This window comes from Aequorivita sp. IT1183, from assembly GCF_058068265.1.
In genome coordinates this window covers 265,018-282,734 of the sequence record NZ_JBYRHS010000006.1, presented here as the reverse complement: position 1 = coordinate 282,734, position 17,717 = coordinate 265,018, and the positions used below count along the sequence as shown (strand labels likewise).

Sequence of the window (17,717 nt, the reverse complement as noted above, 5' to 3'; positions counted from 1 at the left end):
TTTTTAAAAATATATGATTTTAGTGAAATTTAATGTCCAGAGTTTTTCTTTAACAACTCGGGTAGTTTTGCCTTAAACTTATTCAATCTAGGGATGGAAACATTCTGGATATATGGATTTCCGGGATTGTTGCGTTCGTAATTTTGGTGATAAGCTTCGGCTTCCCAAAATTTTTGGAACGGTAAAACTTGTGCCGCCACTTTATCTCCGCCTAATTCCTTGCTTAATGTGACTATTTTTTCATCAATTATTTTCTTTTCAGCATCATTTTGATAAAATGCGATGGAACGGTAAGAGGCGCCGTGGTCTGGTCCTTGTCCGTTTACTTGCGTAATGTTTTGTGAAGCAAAATACACATCTACCAATTGGCTGAAACTTACAACTGCGGGATCATAAATAACCTCTACCGCTTCGGCGTGGTCTGCGTGATTTTTGTAAGTTGGGTTTTCTGTTTTACCTCCGCTATAACCAGAAACCGCTTCTTTAACTCCGTTTACACTTTCGTATACTGCTTCTACACACCAGAAACATCCGCTGGCGAAATAGGCTTTTTTTAATCCATCTGCCGCGTCCGTCTGAACTGGAGTTTGTTCTTTTAGTGCCAAAGCTTCTTCTTTCTTAGAATCATTGGAAGGTTTGCAAGCAGCTTGAAGAGAAAATAGAAGAATACTTGCGATTAAAACTGTTATCTTTTTCATACGTTTTTTTTTGACGTTGGTCTTTTATAAAATAAAAACCTTGCATTTAAGGTACAAAAAAAGCCTTCACTTTATGTGAAGGCTTTGTTATAATAAATTTTAGACGCTTATTTAAGCTTGGTAAACAAAGCTTCCATTTTTTCGCGTTCTTCTGTAGCTAAATCTGGATCAACCAAAATACGGCCACTGTGTTCGTCTGTAATAATTTTTTTACGACCAGCAATTTCCATTTGCACTTGTGGTGGAATGGTAAAGAAAGAACCTCCAGATGCACCGCGCTCTACAGCAACTACTGCCAAGCCGTTTTTTACATTTGTACGGATTCTTTTGTATGCTTTTATAAGGCGTGGCTCGATCTGAGTTTCGTAATTTTCAGATTGCTTTAGTAGCGTTTGCTCTTCCTTTTCAGTCTCTTTTAAGATTTCATCAAGCTCGCTTTGTTTGTGCTTCAAGTGCTCAGAGCGTTCGTCGAAACGTGTTTTAGTTTCTTCGATTACCTGACTTTTTTGCTCAATCTGTGCGCGATATTCTTTGATATTCTTATCTGCAAGTTGAATTTCAAGTTCTTGGAATTCAATTTCTTTGGTTAAGGAGTTGTATTCGCGATTATTGCGAACGTTGTCCTGCTGGGTAGCATATTTTTTCATCAGAGTCTTAGACTCTTCGATGTTGTTCTTCTTTTCTTTAATTTGATCTTCAATAATTTCAAGATCAGATTTAAGTTTTTCCAAACGAGTGTTCATTCCTGCTACTTCGTCTTCAAGATCTTCTACTTCTAGAGGAAGTTCACCGCGAACATTTCTAATTTCATCTATTCTTGAATCAATAAGCTGAAGGTCATAAAGTGCTCTTAACTTCTCTTCAACAGTAACTTCGGTTTTTGTTGCCATAAATTATAAATAGCTAATAGGATTGGTATTTGTTTGTGATAAAAGGACTGCAAAATTAGTCATTTTTTTCTTAAGGAAAGAATGTAAAAGATCTTTTGTGTATTGTTCACTTTCATAATGCCCAATATCAGCCAAAAGCATAGTGTTTTCAGCCTTAAAGAAGTCGTGATATTTGAAATCTGCCGAAATAAAAGCGTCAGCTCCAGCGTTTTTTGCACTGTCAATAGCAAAACTACCGCTTCCGCCGAGCACAGCAACCTTTTTAATAGGCTTATTTAATAGTGCTGAATGACGTACACAATCTGTTTTCATGGTTTTTTTCAAAAATTGCAGAAATTCAGTTTCATCCATCGCATTTTTAAATTCACCTATCATTCCTGAACCCAAATGTTGATTTGAATTTTCTAGTGTAGTAATCTCATAAGCAACTTCTTCGTATGGATGCGCTTCAAAAAGTGCCTTTAAAATATGGCTTTGAAGATGTTTCGCATAAGTAATTCCTATCTGTGTTTCTTCTTCAAAGTGAATCTTCCCTTTCGTGCCAATAACGGGGTTTGAATCTTTATTTCCTTTAAAACTTCCGCTGCCTTGAATATTAAAACTGCAGTTTTCATAATTGCCTATGCTTCCGGCACCAGCTGCAAATAGTGCATTTCGCACTTTTTCAGCATTTTTTGACGGCACAAAAGTGATGAGTTTTTTAATCGTTTCTTTTTGTGGAATTAAAACCGATCCTTTAATTAGTCCGAGTTTTTCGCAAATCATTGCATTCACTCCATTCCAGGAATTGTCCAGTGCCGTATGGTTTGAAAAAATGGCAATATCGTTTTTTATTGCTTTTTGAACTACCCGTTCAACGTATGTTTTGCCTGTGATTTTTTTCAATCCAGAAAAAATAATTGGGTGAAAGCTAACGATTAAGTTGCAGTTTTTTTCAATGGCTTCATCCACCACAGCTTCTAACGTATCGAGCGTTACCAATACTCCTGTAATAGTTGCATTTGCATCGCCAACGAGCAAACCCGTGTTATCAAAACCTTCGGAATAAGAGAGTGGTGAGAGTTGCTCGAGGAGCGAAATGACTTCCTTTACCTTCATTTTTTTATAGTTTCAGTAAAGATAGTAGTTTAAATAATTTTTGAAGAAAATGGGCTCCACTTAAAATTTCGAAATGTTTGCAGTGTAGATTTCCACTTTCGTGGGAATTTGTACTTTCGTGAAATGAATTTGCTCCGAAAACTTCTTTTTCCCTTTTCGTTGTTATACGGTGGTATTACGGCGCTGCGTAATTGGCTTTACGATAATAACTGGCTTAAAAGTAAAGCATACGATATTCCAGTTATTTGCGTGGGAAACCTATCTACGGGCGGAACGGGAAAATCGCCGATGATAGAATTGCTCGTTTCATTTTTAAAAAATGACCATAGAATTGCAGTTTTAAGCCGTGGATATAAAAGAAAAACTACGGGATATCGTAATGTTTTATCATGCGATTCTGTAGAAGAAGTGGGGGACGAACCACTTCAGTTTAAAAAGAAATTTCCTGAGATTAGCGTTGCTGTCTGCGAAGATCGACAAACAGGTATTGAAAAATTGCAGAATACCGCTGAGGTAATTTTACTCGATGATGCTTTTCAGCATAGAAAAGTTAAGGCTTCGCTGAATATTTTATTAACGTCTTTTGATTCGTTGTATATAAAGGATTGTATGCTTCCAACGGGTAATCTGCGCGAACCTAAATTTGGAGCAAAACGTGCCGATGTAATTGTGGTAACAAAATGTCCAGAAAATATAAGCGAATCTACAATTGACACAATAAAACTTAATCTAAAACCCAAAAACAATCAAGAAATCTATTTTTCAAAAATTGGTTATGATTCTGAAATTTATAACGGCAACGAACAAAAACCGCTATCGTATTTGGCCCACCGAGAGTTCGTTTTAGTAACTGGAATTGCCAATCCGAAGCCTCTGATTTCGTATTTAAAAAATGAAGGGTTGCGTTTTGAAGAAAAGACTTTTGCTGACCATCATAATTTCACTATTTCTGAAATGGATGAGTTGAAAAAACAACCATTGATACTTACTACCGAAAAAGATTTTATGCGGTTGCAACCAATTGCTAGCACAACGGAAATTTATTATTTACCAATAAAAACGGTGATTCTAAATGATGCCGAGGCCGCTTTTAAAAGTAGAATTAAAAGTGCGGTAGCGTTGAAGAAGTAGTTACTTTATTAAAAATTCATTGCCGCGAATGGCGCGATTAATTTTTTCGAAGAAATCTTCGGCGTTGAAGGGTTTTGGGATAAATTCATTGAAACCTGCTTTGTAGAAATCTTCCAAATTTTCCTCAATAGTTATTGCCGTTAATGCAATAATAGGAACAGTTTTATTGAACTCACGAATCTTTCTAGTAGCCTCAATTCCGCTTATTCCAGGCATGTGAATATCCATTAATATAACGTCGAAGTCGGTCTCTTTTACATTCGCTATTGCATCCATTCCATTATCTACAACGGTACAGATCATTTTCTTCTTCTCGAGAATTTTCTTGGTAATCATTTGGTTAATTTTGTTGTCTTCAACAATCAAAACCTTTTTATCTTCGAGCATATTACTTTCAACAACTACTTCTAAGTTTTTAATGTTTTTACTATCCTTTTCAACCTCGGCGATATCATAACTTATATTAAACCAAAACTTGGAACCTTCACCCAATTTACTCTCCAGAAATATCTTACTTCCCATAAGTTCTAAGAGGTTTTTCACAATGGAAAGTCCTAATCCGGTGCCGCCGTATTTTCTATTTATTTGAAGTGATCCTTGCGAAAATGATTCGAAAATTGTGTTTTGTTTCTTTTTTGAAATACCGTCTCCAGTATCTTCAACTTCAAAATGAACTACTACTTTCTTTGCAGATTTTTCGGCGCTTACTATCCGAACCCATATATCACCGTTTTCTGTAAACTTGATTGAATTACTAATAAGATTGATTAAAATCTGAGAAATTTTTAAAGAATCGCCTAATACTATATTTGGGAGTGTAGTGTCGTAATCATAGTTTAGGTTGTTGTTTTTGGCCTCGGCAGATTTTTTTAAAGCTATTAAAACGCCGTCTATTCGCTTCTTTAAATTGAAAGGAACTTTTTCAATCTCCACTTTATTTGCCTCCAGTTTGTTGAGGTCTAAAATATTATTGATTAACGAAAGCAAATATTCTCCAGAAAATTTAAGGGAATTTAGGTGTTCTTTTTGTTCTGGTTTGGGGTCTTCTTCCAAAAGTAAATGGGTTAAACCAGTTACAGTGTACATTGGGGTTCGTAATTCATGCGTAATTGTAGAGAGAAACTGAGCTTTGGCTTGCGAGGCGCGTTCTGCATTTTCTTTTGCTTCTTGAAGTTCAGTATTTTTGTCTTGTAAAAGTTCGTTAGCCTTCGCTCTTAGATTGTTGTTTTTATAAAGTGAAAGCGTTAAAAGTGACAAAATTAGAATTAAAGCTATACTAAGCCAGCCTGTAAGTTTGCCAAAAAACAACGATTTATCTTGCTTCTTTAAATCGTTTTGCTGATTTTCAATAATTAGATTTAAGTCGCCAATGTCAGATTCTTCCTTTAATCCACGCTCAATTGCTTTTAAATGTACTTGACGCAGCGAGTCTTTTTGAGCTAAATAAAATTTAAACTCCTCTTCAGCTTGAGAACTCTTTTTCTCTGCAATAAAAATTTGTGAATTGATTCGGTGATTTTCTATCAGTATTTTTGTGTACCCTTTATCGGATGCAATATCAGTAGCATACTTTAAAAGTATTTTTGCTTCTGTCAAAGGAGATGGGTAGGTGGACGGATCTATAAGTGAAAGTGCGTCTGCAAGATTGCAATACGCAATTGCCTCTTGATAAGGCAATTGTTGAGTTTTAAAATCATTTGCTGCGCTTTTTAAATACTTAATGGCCTCGGCGTAATTTCCAAGACGGTGTTCTAGTAATCCTTTGCCATAAAGAAAATCTGCTTTACTATTTCGGGCGTTAAGTACAGTGTAAATAGAATCTGCTTTATCTAGATATATTTCAGCTTTGGCAGTCTTACCTTGAGAAATTAGAATTAAGGCATAAAGATTATAAGCTTTTCCCTGCTTAAAAGTATTTTTATAAATTTCTCCGTTCGCAATCGCTTTCTCGGTCTCTTCTTTTGCCTTTTCAAAATACTCCAATTTATAATAAAGCTCGGCTATATTAAGCTCTACATCTGTTTTGTAACTTTTATATTTCGGAATAGATGCAAGCTTATTGGCATCGTTAAGATGTTTAATAGCCTCCATAAATTTTTCAGCTTCCACGGCTTTACTTGCCGAAAACTGCAACTGTTTTATGGTTACAATGGTATCTTCTATTTGAATGGAAAATGACTTAACTGAAATCAGTAAACACAAAATAAGAGGCAAGAAGATTTTGTATTTTAGAATCAATTGGCGCATTTGTTGGTTTAAGAAGTCAATAAATATAGTTATTTCACAGAAATTCTTTCTATTAAATCAACAATTCTAGCTGAATAGCCGATTTCATTGTCGTACCAACCAATTATTTTCACCATTTTCCCAATTACCGAAGTCATTCCTGCATCAAAAATACATGAGTGTGGATTGCCAACAATATCTATGGAAACAATAGGGTCTTCGGTATATTCAAGTATTCCGGCTAAAGAGTTTTCAGCAGCTTTTTTAAAGGCTTCGTTTATCTCTTCAATAGAAACTTCTCTTTTTACGTTTAGTGTTATATCTGTTAAAGAGCCATCCGGCACTGGAACGCGAATTCCGCAACCCCCAATCACGTCGGATAATTCTGGGAAGATTTTCGTTAGCGCCTTTGCGGCTCCCGTTGTAGTAGGAACAATGGATTGTCCAGCTGCACGAGCTCTGCGAAGATCTCGATGTGGCTGATCGTGCAAACTCTGATCTGTTGTATAACTGTGAACCGTTGTAATATACGCCTGCTCAATACCACAAAGCTCGTTTATAATTTTGAGCATTGGTGCGGCATTGTTGGTGGTACAAGATGCATTCGAAATTATTAAATCGTCTGGTTCGAGAATAGAATCATTTACGCCAAGAACTACTGTTTTTATGTCATCATCCTCGGGTGGGACGCTAAGAATAACTTTTTTAGCGCCATTTTTTAAATGATTTTCAAGCTGACTTTTGGTCTTAAACTTGCCCGTACTTTCTATAACAACATCTACGTTGCCCCATGAAATGGCTTCAATGTTTTTTTCTGAAGTAAACGTGACTTTATTTCCGGCAACGATAATTTGGTTTTCAGTATGTACAATTTCTTCCTTTAAAACGCCGTGAATGCTGTCGTATTTTAATAGATGGCTCAACGTTCGAGTATCTGCCAAATCGTTAACTGCCACAACTTTTATGGAAGGATGGTTGAGCAATAATCTAAACACATTGCGGCCAATGCGACCAAAACCATTGATACCTACCGTTATTTTTTTGTCCATTTCAGAAATACTAATTAGGTAAGATGTTTTTGCGCTTTATACGAAGACCGCACTAAAGCACCACTTTCTACGTGGCGGAAACCCATCTCTAAACCTACGGTTTCATATATTTTGAATTGCTCTGGGGTAATAAATTCTTTTACCGGAAGGTGTTTTTTTGAAGGTTGCAAATATTGCCCGATGGTTAAAATATCTAAACCTATGTTTCTTAAATCTTCCATCGTTTGGAAAACTTCGTCTTCCTTTTCGCCCAAACCGAGCATAATACCACTTTTGGTTCGCGGCAATCCAGATAGTTTCAAATAATTTAAAACCTCAAGGCTACGTTCGTATTTAGCTTGTATCCGCACTTCGCGGGTTAGGCGCTTTACAGTTTCCATATTGTGACTTATCACTTCTGGTTTTACTGCAATTATTCTATCTATGTTGCGAGTGTTTCCTTGAAAATCTGGGATTAAAGTTTCCAAAGTAGTTTCAGGATTCATTCTGCGAATCGCCTTTACTGTTTCGGCCCAAATTATAGACCCCATATCTTTTAAATCATCACGATCTACCGAAGTTACAACCGCGTGTTTAATTTTCATGATTTTAATAGAGCGTGCTACCTTTTCAGGTTCGTCCCAATCCACAGTTTCGGGTCTTCCGGTTTTTACGCCGCAAAATCCACAAGAACGAGTACAAGTATTCCCTAAAATCATAAAGGTTGCAGTACCCTCTCCCCAACATTCGCCCATGTTTGGGCAACTTCCAGAGGCGCAGATGGTATTTAATTTATACTTGTCTACCAAGCCGCGGAGTTCGGTATATTTTTTCCCGGTGGGAAGTTTAACGCGTAGCCATTTTGGCTTCGGTCCCGAGGTTCCGGGTGTCTTTTGAATTTCCAAAGTTTCTGTGCTCATATAGGAAGCAAAAGTACGAAAAAAAGCCCCCTAACGCCCCAATGGATTACGCCATTTTTTTGGAATTAGAAATTTGAATTTTTATTCGGAATTTGAGTGTTTTAATCTTTTTGCGTAATAATTTCTGCAAGAAGTTTTCGAGCTCTCAATAGCCGTACTTTTACGTTATTTAGCGGCTCTTCAAGTGATTCGGAGATTTCATTATAACTCATTTCCTGAAAATAACGAAGATTAATTACTTCCTGATAATGTGGTTTTAATAACTTAATGTAACGTAGAAGTTCTGCGAGATTTTGCTCTCGTATTAATTTGTCTTCTGGAGTGGGAGCGTGGTCGGCAATTTTGTGAACCTGTTCGTTAAAGGCATCTGTGGTGTTTGAATAAATAGAGGCATTTTTTTTTCGAGAGCGGTCTATCTGAATGTTTTTTGAAATCGTAACAAGCCAAGTAGAAAATGCGTAGTTTTCGTCAAATTTTTCAATTTTATCGAATGCTTTTGCAAAGGTTTCAATAGTTATATCTTCGGCTTCGTGCTCATTGCGAACTCTTTTAAGTTGAAAGCCATAAACTTCGTTCCAATAATAATCTAAGAGAAATTTGAAAGCACCCTGCCTTCCTTTTTTCGCCTTTTCAATTTGGAGCCCTATTTCTTCTGAAGTCATTTCCATCGCGAATTTTTTTCGCCTCTGTTGGAAATAAAGATACTCAATTGTGTTACAACCAAAAACAATTCATATAAAGGAATAAAAGGAACCAAATCTTGTTCTTTTAGTTTTTTTGCGGCGTTGCCAATAATAATATATTGCACTAAAAACCTGATAAAGGTTATTGCAAGTCCAAAAATCCAATATTCAGTAAATAGCGTTATAATTGCTAGCGGCCAGAAAAGGAAATTAAAAGTATAATAGGCGCCTAAAAGTATACGGTGCTTGGGTTTGTAAAGTTTGGCAGTAGAATAATGTCTCTTTTTTTGAGTGAGCCATTTTTTCTTTTTCTTCTTCGGAATTGAATATGTAAATGCTTCTGCCTCGGTGCAAATAGCAACGTTTTTTGAAGTTGCTGCTTCATTTACAAAAAGATCGTCATCGCCCGATGGAATTTTCATATGGCTCATAAAACCTTTAGTGTCGTAGAACAATTCGCTTGTATAAGCTAGGTTTCTACCCACGCCCATATATGGATTTCCCGCTTTTGCGTACGAGAAATATTGCACTGCTGTCATCAGCGTTTCAAAGCGGATCATTTTATTTAGAAATCCTGGTTGCTTTTCATAAGCTCCATAGCCTAAAACCAATTGATTTTCGTTTGAAAATTTACTGGCCATTGTGGCTAACCATTCATTACTGGCGGGATAGCAATCGGCATCGCTGAAAACGAGTCGTGTGTTTTTTGAACGTTTTATACCCAATGTAAGGGCATATTTTTTGTTTGCCCAAAAGGCTTCGTTATTTTTTACGTTTACAATTTGAATGCGGGTATCATTTTCGGCAAAAGCTTCCATTACTTCTAAGGTGTCGTCCACTGAAGCATCATTGATAAGTATAATATCGAAGTTTGGATAATTCTGTTGTTGCCAAAGCGGAATGTGCTTTTGAAGATTTTCGGCTTCGTTTTTGGCGCAAATTATTAATGAAATAGAGTGGTTATCCGAAGTAATTTTCTTTGCAGTTTTTAGAAAAGCAAATTTCGAAAAGAGGAGGTAGTAAGCGCAGTTAATCAACGCAACTGCGCCGAAAACGTAAAGTAGCACCATAAAGATTTACGATTGAAGTCCCAATAACTTAATCGGGAGATGATTTTAGTTAGGCGCGTTTGCGCTTTAATTTATATTCTTGAAATTGATAATTATTCTGACGGTGCTTCTGGTTTGTGGCTTTCCTCTGCACAGTTTTCAAACTGGTCTGGGGTTTTTCCACAGAATCCGCAAGCTTGGCCTTCTTTATTCAAAAACGGACTTTGGCTAGCGCAAGTTCCAGCAAATTTTCCATCTTTTTTAGCCCAAATTTTTATTGCAATACCTGCAACGCCAAGTAATAATAATACTAATGTGATAAGTAAAAGTTTCATATCTAAAGATATTTGATAAAAAGTGTAGCTGTTATGCCCAAAAAATAACCGTCTATAGATTCAAAATTGTGATGGGCATTTCATCACTTTAAATTAGGCCACAAAAATACAATCTTTCTTGTCGTTGTCCTCGGAATTTAAGTATTTTTAGCCTTCATTTTAAATATTTTAACGATGCTGAAATCAATTACTTTCTTATCCATAGCAATGTTCACTCTATTAACTATTTCGTGTAAAAACGAAACGCAGGATAGCAAAAATAGCGATGTTGAAAATGTTACTACACAGGTGCCGGTAGATACTACTATAAGACGCGCAGCGAAAAAAGATTTAACACCGGCAGATATTGCATTGCTACAAAGTGTAATGGCGCGCGTAATGAACGAACCCCAATTGAAGAGGTTTGCGAGTTATCTTGTAACGGCTGCGTTGACCGATCAATTGTCAAACGAAGGAGCATTTACTGTTTTTGGACCATCAAATACAGCGGTGGAATCCTTAACTGCTGAACGCACAAAGTTCTATTCAATTCAAGAAAACAGAGCAAAGTTAGAAGAAATGCTGAAATCGCATATTGTTGTGGGAAAAATGGATAAAGAAACCTTGCTGCAAGCTATTGGAAAAAGCGGAAAAGCAAAACTAAAAACTTTGGCAGGAACTACTTTAACAGCAACGAAATCTGGTGAAGACATAGTTCTTTCTGACGGGAAATCAGGAAGTGCTAAGGTTACAAGTGTTGGTGTAGAGGGATCGAACGGAATGGTTTATATTATTGACGGTGTGCTAAACGCGAACTAAAATACATTTACTTCGGGCTCAATAAAAATACCCGTCATTTCCTTTACCTTTTTTTGAATATCCATTGCGAGCTGCCATATTTGTTTTCCGGTGGCGTTGCCATAATTTACCAAAACCAAAGCTTGATTTTTATGAACGCCTGCCTCGCCAAAACGCTGGCCTTTAAATCCTGCTTTTTCGATTAACCAACCTGCCGGAATTTTAAATTCGGTGGGTGAAACTTCGTAAAATGGTGCTTCTGGAAAATTTCTTCGGAATGCTTGAAATGTTTCAGAATCAACTACAGGGTTTTTAAAAAAACTACCACTGTTTCCCAAAACTTTCGGATCTGGAAGTTTTGATTGGCGAATTGCAATAACCGCTTCTGAAATATCTTTTATAGTAGGAACTTCAATTTTTCTTTCAGCTAAATTCTTTTGAATGTCGCCGTAAGAAATACTCGTTTTATGATTCTTTTTTGTTAGCCGAAAAGTTACGCTAGTAATAATATATTTTCCCTTCGCAGCATTTTTGAAGATTGAATTTCGGTATTCAAAAGCGCATTCGGCTTTGCTGAATTTTCGTTCTTTTAAAGTGTCTATTTCAACCGTATTACAGCTTTCGAAAGTGTCTTTCAACTCCGCGCCATAAGCTCCAATATTTTGAATGGGCGCTGTACCCACATTTCCAGGAATTAAGGAGAGGTTTTCTAACCCGCCAAAATCTTTCGCGATGCAATACTGAACAAACTCGTGCCAGTTTTCGCCAGCCATTGCTTTTACGAAAACTTCAGTTTCGGTTTCTTTTAGAATTTCAATTCCCTTTAAATTTACGTGAAGTACAAATGCATTTAAATCGGCGGTGAGCAGCATATTACTGCCACCGCCGAGTATAAATAGTTCTTCAGAAGGTTTTTTGGAAAGTACCTGTTTAAGTTCTTCAATGGTTTCCACCGAAGAGAAATAGCGCGCATTGCTAGCTATTCCAAATGTATTGTAAAGTTTAAGCGATTTGTTTTCTTCAACCCGCATTAATCCTTATATTTTTGAAGCGCAATTTTTAAGATTTTTACCGCTCTAATAAGGCTTTCTTTTTTCAGAACGTAAGCAATACGTACTTGGTTTAAACCAACGCCCGGGGTAGAGTAAAACCCTGCCGCTGGAGCAACCATAATAGTTTCGCCGTTGTCGTCAAAATCTTCTAACAACCATTGCGCAAATTTATCACTATTTTTTACGGGCAACTGAACGATGCAGTAAAAAGCGCCTTTAGGCTCGCCAACAACAACGCCAGGAATTTCTTTTAATGCCGCCACTAATGTATTTCTGCGATCTTGATATTCTGTTTTAACATTGTCAAAATAGCTCTGCGGGGTTTGTAGTGCTGCTTCACTGGCAATCTGTGCAAAAGTTGGTGGACTTAAACGTGCCTGTGCAAATTTAAGCGCTGTAGCAATTACCTCTTTGTTTTTGGATACCAAACAACCTATACGGGCGCCACACATACTATATCTTTTGGAAACAGAATCGATGATGATTCCATATTCTGCCAAGCTTTCTTCTTCAAGAATTGAGTAGTGCTTAGAGCCATCGTAGGTAAACTCACGATATACTTCATCTGCAACCAAGTACAAATCATGCTTTTTTACGAGTTTTGCTAAGGATTGTATTTCTTCTTTAGAATAAAGATAACCTGTAGGATTTCCGGGGTTACAAATTAAGATAGCCTTTGTTCTCGGAGTAATAAGTTTTTCAAACTCTGCAATAGCAGGTAAGGCAAAGTTGTCTTCAATTTTTGAAATAACGGGAACAATCTTTACATCGGTGGCTGTTGCGAAACCGTTGTAATTGGCATAAAATGGTTCTGGAATAATTATTTCGTCGCCAGCATCAGCGATGGTGCCCATTGCAAACAATAGTGCTTCACTTCCGCCTGTGGTAACTATTAGATCCTGCGCTTCAACGGGGATGTTGTTTTTTTGATAATATTTTGCAATTTTCTCGCGATACTCCTGCGAACCTTCGGAACGAGTGTATGCAAGAATCTCCAAATTATGGTTTGCCACAGCTTCCATCGCAATTTCTGGCGATTTAATATCGGGTTGACCAATGTTTAGGTGATAAACGGTTTTGTTTGCTTTGTACGCTTTTTCGGCGTAGGGCACCAACTTGCGGATGGGTGATTCCGGCATGTGTTTCCCTTTATTTGAAACTGAAGGCATAGTGGTTTATTTTGAGGCAAAGTTGCGAAATATATTTTATAATTCCATAGTGCCCAATACAACATTCGCCTTTTTTTTATACCTTCAAGTGTTTTCAAGGTAATTCTTAAAATTTTGTATAAATATCTAATCTTATGGTTTTTATTTAGTTTTTCTGCTTCATTAGTGGCCCAACCTGGATTTTTTCTTCTAAACAATAAAAAGAAAGATCGAATTCCTTTTAAATTGGTTAACAACGTACCAATAATTCAATTAGAAATTAACGGCACCCCACTTTCCTTTATACTCGATACTGGTGTAAAATCTACCATACTTTTTAGCTTAGAACAGGCAGATAGTATTCAACTTCGTAATACTACACCAGTGCTTTTGCAAGGTTTAGGTTCTGGGGGCTCTGTGGAAGCTTTAAAAAGTTTGGAGAATAAAGTGAAGGTGGGTAACGCGATAGACACGAACCACAAAATATATATAATTTTTGATAGCTCGCTGAATTTTTCACCAAGAATGGGAATTCCGGTGCACGGCATTTTAGGTAATGAGTTTTTTAAGAATTTTATTGTGAAGATTAATTATTCAACGCAAATTATAACTATTTATAATTCTAAGAAATACACGTTGAAGCCTTGCAAAAAATGTGAAGATTTACCGCTAAATTTTGTGGGTGGGAAACCCTATATTTCGCTATTAATTGAATCTGAAAATTTAAAGGAAAAAGTTACGCTATTAGTAGATTCTGGCTCGAGTGACGTAATGTGGATTTTTGACAATCGCGATTTTATAAAAGAATCTCCCAAGAATTATTTTAATGATTTTTTAGGCCTCGGACTTAGTGGTAACATTTTCGGTAAGCGTACTAGAATTCCAGGTTTGTCCGTTGGGAGTTTTCACTTAAACGATGTAAACACCTCCTTTCCTGAAGAGGATGCTATTCGGAAAGCGCGTTATTATGAAGAGCGTGATGGCAGTGTTGGTGGTGGTTTTCTGAGTCGGTTTACAGTAACTTTCGACTATGGCAACCAGTTGGTGCGCTTCAAGAAAAACCGAAAATTTAATGAACCTTTCAATTATAATATGAGTGGTTTAACTTTAGAGCACGAAGGTGTAGAACTTATAAGGGAAGAACGCCAAGCCTCTGTTAATACAAATCGGGAAAACTATAATGAGAGTTTAACAATGAATAGTATTTCCATTACTACGGAAGTTCACTTTTCACTTGTGCCGAAATATGTTGTGGTAGATGTGCGCAAAGACTCTCCCGCGGCATTAGCAGGGATTCAAAATGGAGATGAAATTATTACTATTAACGGGAAGCCTTGTTATCAATTCAAATTATACGAGTTAATAGCCATGTTTTCCACAGATGAAGGTAAAAGAGTATCTATGGAAGTAAAAAGAGGGGGTTACATTAATAAGGTGAAGTTTTATCTAAAAAGTGTATTCTAAAAAAAATCCGGTAAAAGCAATTTGCTTCCACCGGATTTGATTTATAATAAGTAAAGTTTTCTAGCTTTTTTCCAGCACACTTGACGAATCATTCATTACTTCACCTTTAATTTTTAAAGCAACCATTGGTTCGCTGGCGTTAGAATAAACTGTAATAGTTTTTCTAATCGGCCCAACACGGTTTGTGTCGTACTTTACTTGAATGGTACTACTTGCACCGGGTGCAATAGGTCCATCTGGTTTTTTAGGTACCGTACAGCCACAGCTGGATTTTACATCACTAATAATAAGCGGGGCATCGCCAGTATTAGTGAATTCAAATACACGAACTCCGTCACTACCTTTTGCAATAGTACCGTAATCCACGGTGTCTTCCTTGAAACTGATTTTTGCTTGTTGCGCCTGAGCGGCAAAACCGATAAAGGCAACAAGAGCCATAAGAGCTAATTTTTTCATGATTTTATATTTTTAATATCTGCTAAAGTATATAACTTTTGAACAATGAGCAAAATAACTTATTCACTTTTATTATCCTTTAGTTATAATTACTTTTGCAGCATATTACACAAATACCAGACCAATGTATGGCTTTAGAAGCAAAATATAATTCAAAAGAAATTGAAAACAAGTGGTATAACTACTGGATGGAAAACCGTTATTTCCATTCTGAAGTTGACGAAAGAACGCCATACACCATCGTCATACCTCCACCGAACGTTACAGGTGTCCTACATATGGGGCATATGCTCAACAACACCCTGCAAGATGTTTTAATACGTCGAGCACGTTTACAGGGCTTTAACGCTTGTTGGGTGCCTGGTACAGATCACGCTTCTATTGCTACAGAAGCAAAAGTTGTTGCGAAGCTAAAAGCAGATGGAATAGATAAAGCGAACCTTTCTCGCGAAGAATTTTTAGAACATGCTTGGGAATGGACGCATAAACACGGCGGAATTATCCTAGAACAATTAAAAAAACTTGGCGCTTCCTGCGATTGGGAACGAACTAAGTTTACCATGGATGAAGAAATGTCAGCCTCGGTGATAAAGGTATTTGTAGATTTATACCGAAAAGGAAATATATATCGTGGTTTCCGAATGGTTAATTGGGATCCGCAGGCAAAAACAACGCTTTCTGATGAAGAGGTTATTTACGAAGAAAAACAAGGTAATCTTTATTACTTAAACTATAAAATTGATGGTAGCGACGACACTTTAACAATCGCCACTACGCGTCCAGAAACCATTTTGGGCGATACTGCAATTTGTATTAACCCGAATGATGAACGCTTTGCACACCTTCGCGGTAAAAAAGCAATCGTTCCTGTTTGCAACCGTGTTATTCCTATAATTGAAGACGAATATGTAGATGTTGAATTTGGAACAGGTTGTTTAAAAGTTACTCCCGCCCACGACGAGAATGATAAAATGTTGGGCGATAAACACAATCTTGAAATAATAGATATTCTTAACGATAATGGAACTTTAAACAGTTTCGGTCTTCATTATGAAGGCAAAGACCGTTTTGTGGTACGTAAGGAAATTGTAAAGGAACTTGAAGAAATGGGCGTGGTTTCAAAAATTGAAACCCATATGCACAAAGTAGGTACGAGTGAGAGAACTGGTGCTGTTATTGAACCAAAATTGAGCGATCAATGGTTTCTTAAAATGAAGGAACTAGCGCAACCAGCATTGGATGCAGTACTTGACAAAGAAGTGCATCTTGTTCCCGAAAAATTTATAAATACCTACCGCCACTGGATGGAAAACGTGCGCGACTGGAATATTTCTCGCCAGCTTTGGTGGGGACAACAAATTCCCGCATATTTCTATGGCGACGGAAAAGAAGATTTTGTGGTTGCTGAAAATATGAACGAAGCTTTAAAGCTAGCTCAAGAAAAAACCAACAACCCACAACTTACGGCCGAAAACTTAAAACAAGACCCAGATGCACTAGATACTTGGTTCTCATCTTGGCTATGGCCAATCAGCGTTTTCAACGGAATCTTGGAGCCTGACAATAAAGAAATAAATTATTACTATCCAACCAACGATTTGGTAACCGCTCCCGAAATATTATTTTTCTGGGTAGCACGAATGATTATCGCGGGTTATGAATATAGAAACGAAAAACCATTCACAAATGTTTACTTAACCGGAATCGTTCGCGATAAGCAGCGCAGAAAGATGAGTAAATCTTTGGGTAACTCTCCAGATCCAATCGATTTGATGGAAACCTATGGCGCCGATGGCGTACGTGTAGGGATGCTTCTTAGTTCGCCAGCGGGAAACGATTTAATGTTTGAAGAAGACCTTTGCAAACAGGGGAGTGGCTTCGTAAATAAAATTTGGAACGCTTACAGATTAATTGATGGTTGGGAAGTTTCATTGGAAAAAGAACAATCGCAAAGCGACATAATTGCATTACAATGGTACCGCAGTAAATTTCAAAAAACCCTTGCCGAAATTGAAGATCATTACGGTAAATACCGAATTAGCGATGCTTTAATGTCTACTTATAAGTTGGTTTGGGACGATTTCTGCTCTTGGCTATTAGAAATGGTAAAACCACCTTTTGGCGAAAAGATTTCAGAAAAAACTTATTTGGAAGTTATTTCAGTTTTGGAGGATAACTTGAAAGTGCTTCATCCTTTTGTTCCTTTTATTTCTGAAGAAATTTGGCAGCACATTACCCAGCGCGATATTTCGGAAGCGTTGATAATTTCTGAATGGCCAAAGTTTGAAACTTTCGACGAAAAGATTATTAAAGATTTCGAATTTGCTTCCGAAGTTATTTCTGGAATTAGAACTATTCGAAAAGAGAAAAATATTTCATTTAAAGATACAATTCAGCTTTCAGTTTTAAATAATGATAATGCTTCAAAGGAATTTGATGCTGTGATTTCAAAACTCGGGAATATTTCAGAATTAAATTACATTTCAGAAAAACTGGATGGCGCATTAACTTTCCGTGTAAAAAGTAATGAATATTTCATCCCAATTGCTGGCGCTATAAACGTTGAAGAAGAAATAGCAAAACTTTCTGAAGAGTTGAAATATACTGAAGGTTTCTTAAAAAGCGTACAGGGCAAGCTTAAAAACGAACGTTTCGTAAGCGGTGCTCCAGAACAAGTTGTAGCCTTAGAAAAACAAAAAGAAGCAGATGCTTTGGCGAAGATTGAAACGTTAAAGGCAAGTCTCCAGGGATTGAAATAAAAT

Annotated in this window: 16 protein-coding genes; 4 read left to right on the top strand and 12 right to left on the bottom strand. The window is 36.9% G+C overall.

The window, feature by feature from the left end:
• Positions 1-29: 29 nt before the first annotated feature.
• From msrA to AC3RVF_RS14030, 3 genes are all read right to left on the bottom strand, one after another.
• Complete coding sequence (msrA, locus tag AC3RVF_RS14040; protein ID WP_489691860.1) at positions 30-698, bottom strand: peptide-methionine (S)-S-oxide reductase MsrA; 669 nt, start codon at positions 696-698, stop codon at positions 30-32.
• A 107-nt stretch (positions 699-805) separates the two neighbouring features.
• Positions 806-1,588, bottom strand: a complete 783-nt coding sequence (locus AC3RVF_RS14035) for a zinc ribbon domain-containing protein (RefSeq protein WP_489691859.1) — start codon at positions 1,586-1,588, stop codon at positions 806-808.
• 3 nt (positions 1,589-1,591) lie between these two features.
• A complete protein-coding gene (locus AC3RVF_RS14030; protein WP_489691858.1) occupies positions 1,592-2,686 on the bottom strand; it encodes a Nif3-like dinuclear metal center hexameric protein in 1,095 nt (364 codons plus the stop codon).
• 123 nt (positions 2,687-2,809) lie between these two features.
• On the opposite strand from AC3RVF_RS14030, the gene lpxK reads away from it, so the two are divergent.
• Positions 2,810-3,817: a tetraacyldisaccharide 4'-kinase gene (gene lpxK, locus AC3RVF_RS14025; RefSeq protein WP_489691857.1), complete on the top strand. Its 1,008-nt coding sequence runs from the start codon at positions 2,810-2,812 to the stop codon at positions 3,815-3,817.
• Here the strand turns inward: lpxK and AC3RVF_RS14020 are convergent, their stop codons facing one another.
• The 6 genes from AC3RVF_RS14020 to AC3RVF_RS13995 all read right to left on the bottom strand — a co-directional run bounded on the left by AC3RVF_RS14020 (position 3,818) and on the right by AC3RVF_RS13995 (position 10,058).
• On the bottom strand, positions 3,818-6,055 hold the full coding sequence (locus AC3RVF_RS14020; protein WP_489693621.1) for a tetratricopeptide repeat-containing hybrid sensor histidine kinase/response regulator: 2,238 nt from the start codon (positions 6,053-6,055) through the stop codon (positions 3,818-3,820).
• 38 nt (positions 6,056-6,093) lie between these two features.
• The gene (gene gap / locus AC3RVF_RS14015) at positions 6,094-7,092 is read right to left on the bottom strand and encodes a type I glyceraldehyde-3-phosphate dehydrogenase (RefSeq protein WP_489691855.1); all 999 of its coding nucleotides are present in this window, start codon (positions 7,090-7,092) and stop codon (positions 6,094-6,096) included.
• Positions 7,093-7,106: 14 nt separating this feature from the next.
• Positions 7,107-7,991, bottom strand: coding sequence for a lipoyl synthase (lipA, locus tag AC3RVF_RS14010; protein ID WP_489693620.1), 885 nt, complete (start codon positions 7,989-7,991; stop codon positions 7,107-7,109).
• Positions 7,992-8,092: 101 nt separating this feature from the next.
• Positions 8,093-8,659 carry an RNA polymerase sigma factor gene (locus tag AC3RVF_RS14005; RefSeq protein WP_489691853.1) on the bottom strand — a complete coding sequence of 189 codons (567 nt, stop codon included), beginning with the start codon at positions 8,657-8,659 and terminating at the stop codon, positions 8,093-8,095.
• Positions 8,650-9,744 (bottom strand): glycosyltransferase, encoded by a 1,095-nt coding sequence (locus AC3RVF_RS14000; RefSeq protein ID WP_489691852.1) that lies wholly within the window; start codon positions 9,742-9,744, stop codon positions 8,650-8,652. The genes AC3RVF_RS14005 and AC3RVF_RS14000 overlap by 10 nt, the downstream gene beginning before the upstream one ends.
• A gap of 92 nt (positions 9,745-9,836) precedes the next feature.
• A complete protein-coding gene (locus AC3RVF_RS13995; RefSeq protein ID WP_489691851.1) occupies positions 9,837-10,058 on the bottom strand; it encodes a membrane or secreted protein in 222 nt (73 codons plus the stop codon).
• Between the two features lie 174 nt (positions 10,059-10,232).
• Between AC3RVF_RS13995 and AC3RVF_RS13990 the strand changes: the two genes are divergently transcribed.
• The gene (locus AC3RVF_RS13990; RefSeq protein ID WP_489693619.1) at positions 10,233-10,856 is read left to right on the top strand and encodes a fasciclin domain-containing protein; all 624 of its coding nucleotides are present in this window, start codon (positions 10,233-10,235) and stop codon (positions 10,854-10,856) included.
• On the opposite strand, the gene murB is transcribed toward AC3RVF_RS13990, so the two are convergent.
• Together murB and AC3RVF_RS13980 are read right to left on the bottom strand one after the other, a co-directional pair.
• Positions 10,853-11,866, bottom strand: a complete 1,014-nt coding sequence (gene murB, locus AC3RVF_RS13985) for a UDP-N-acetylmuramate dehydrogenase (RefSeq protein ID WP_489691849.1) — start codon at positions 11,864-11,866, stop codon at positions 10,853-10,855. The genes AC3RVF_RS13990 and murB overlap by 4 nt on opposite strands.
• Entirely contained in the window at positions 11,866-13,056 is a 1,191-nt protein-coding gene (locus tag AC3RVF_RS13980) for a pyridoxal phosphate-dependent aminotransferase (protein WP_489691848.1), read from the bottom strand. Before AC3RVF_RS13980 ends, murB begins: the two co-directional genes overlap by 1 nt.
• A 114-nt stretch (positions 13,057-13,170) precedes the next feature.
• Here AC3RVF_RS13980 and AC3RVF_RS13975 point away from each other — a divergent pair, with 114 nt between their 5' ends.
• Positions 13,171-14,499, top strand: a complete 1,329-nt coding sequence (locus tag AC3RVF_RS13975) for an aspartyl protease family protein (protein WP_489691847.1) — start codon at positions 13,171-13,173, stop codon at positions 14,497-14,499.
• A 60-nt stretch (positions 14,500-14,559) separates the two neighbouring features.
• Here the strand turns inward: AC3RVF_RS13975 and AC3RVF_RS13970 are convergent, their stop codons facing one another.
• The gene (locus AC3RVF_RS13970) at positions 14,560-14,955 is read right to left on the bottom strand and encodes a DUF1573 domain-containing protein (protein ID WP_489691846.1); all 396 of its coding nucleotides are present in this window, start codon (positions 14,953-14,955) and stop codon (positions 14,560-14,562) included.
• A 128-nt stretch (positions 14,956-15,083) separates the two neighbouring features.
• Here AC3RVF_RS13970 and AC3RVF_RS13965 point away from each other — a divergent pair, with 128 nt between their 5' ends.
• Positions 15,084-17,714 (top strand): valine--tRNA ligase, encoded by a 2,631-nt coding sequence (locus tag AC3RVF_RS13965; RefSeq protein ID WP_489691845.1) that lies wholly within the window; start codon positions 15,084-15,086, stop codon positions 17,712-17,714.
• Positions 17,715-17,717: the final 3 nt, after the last annotated feature.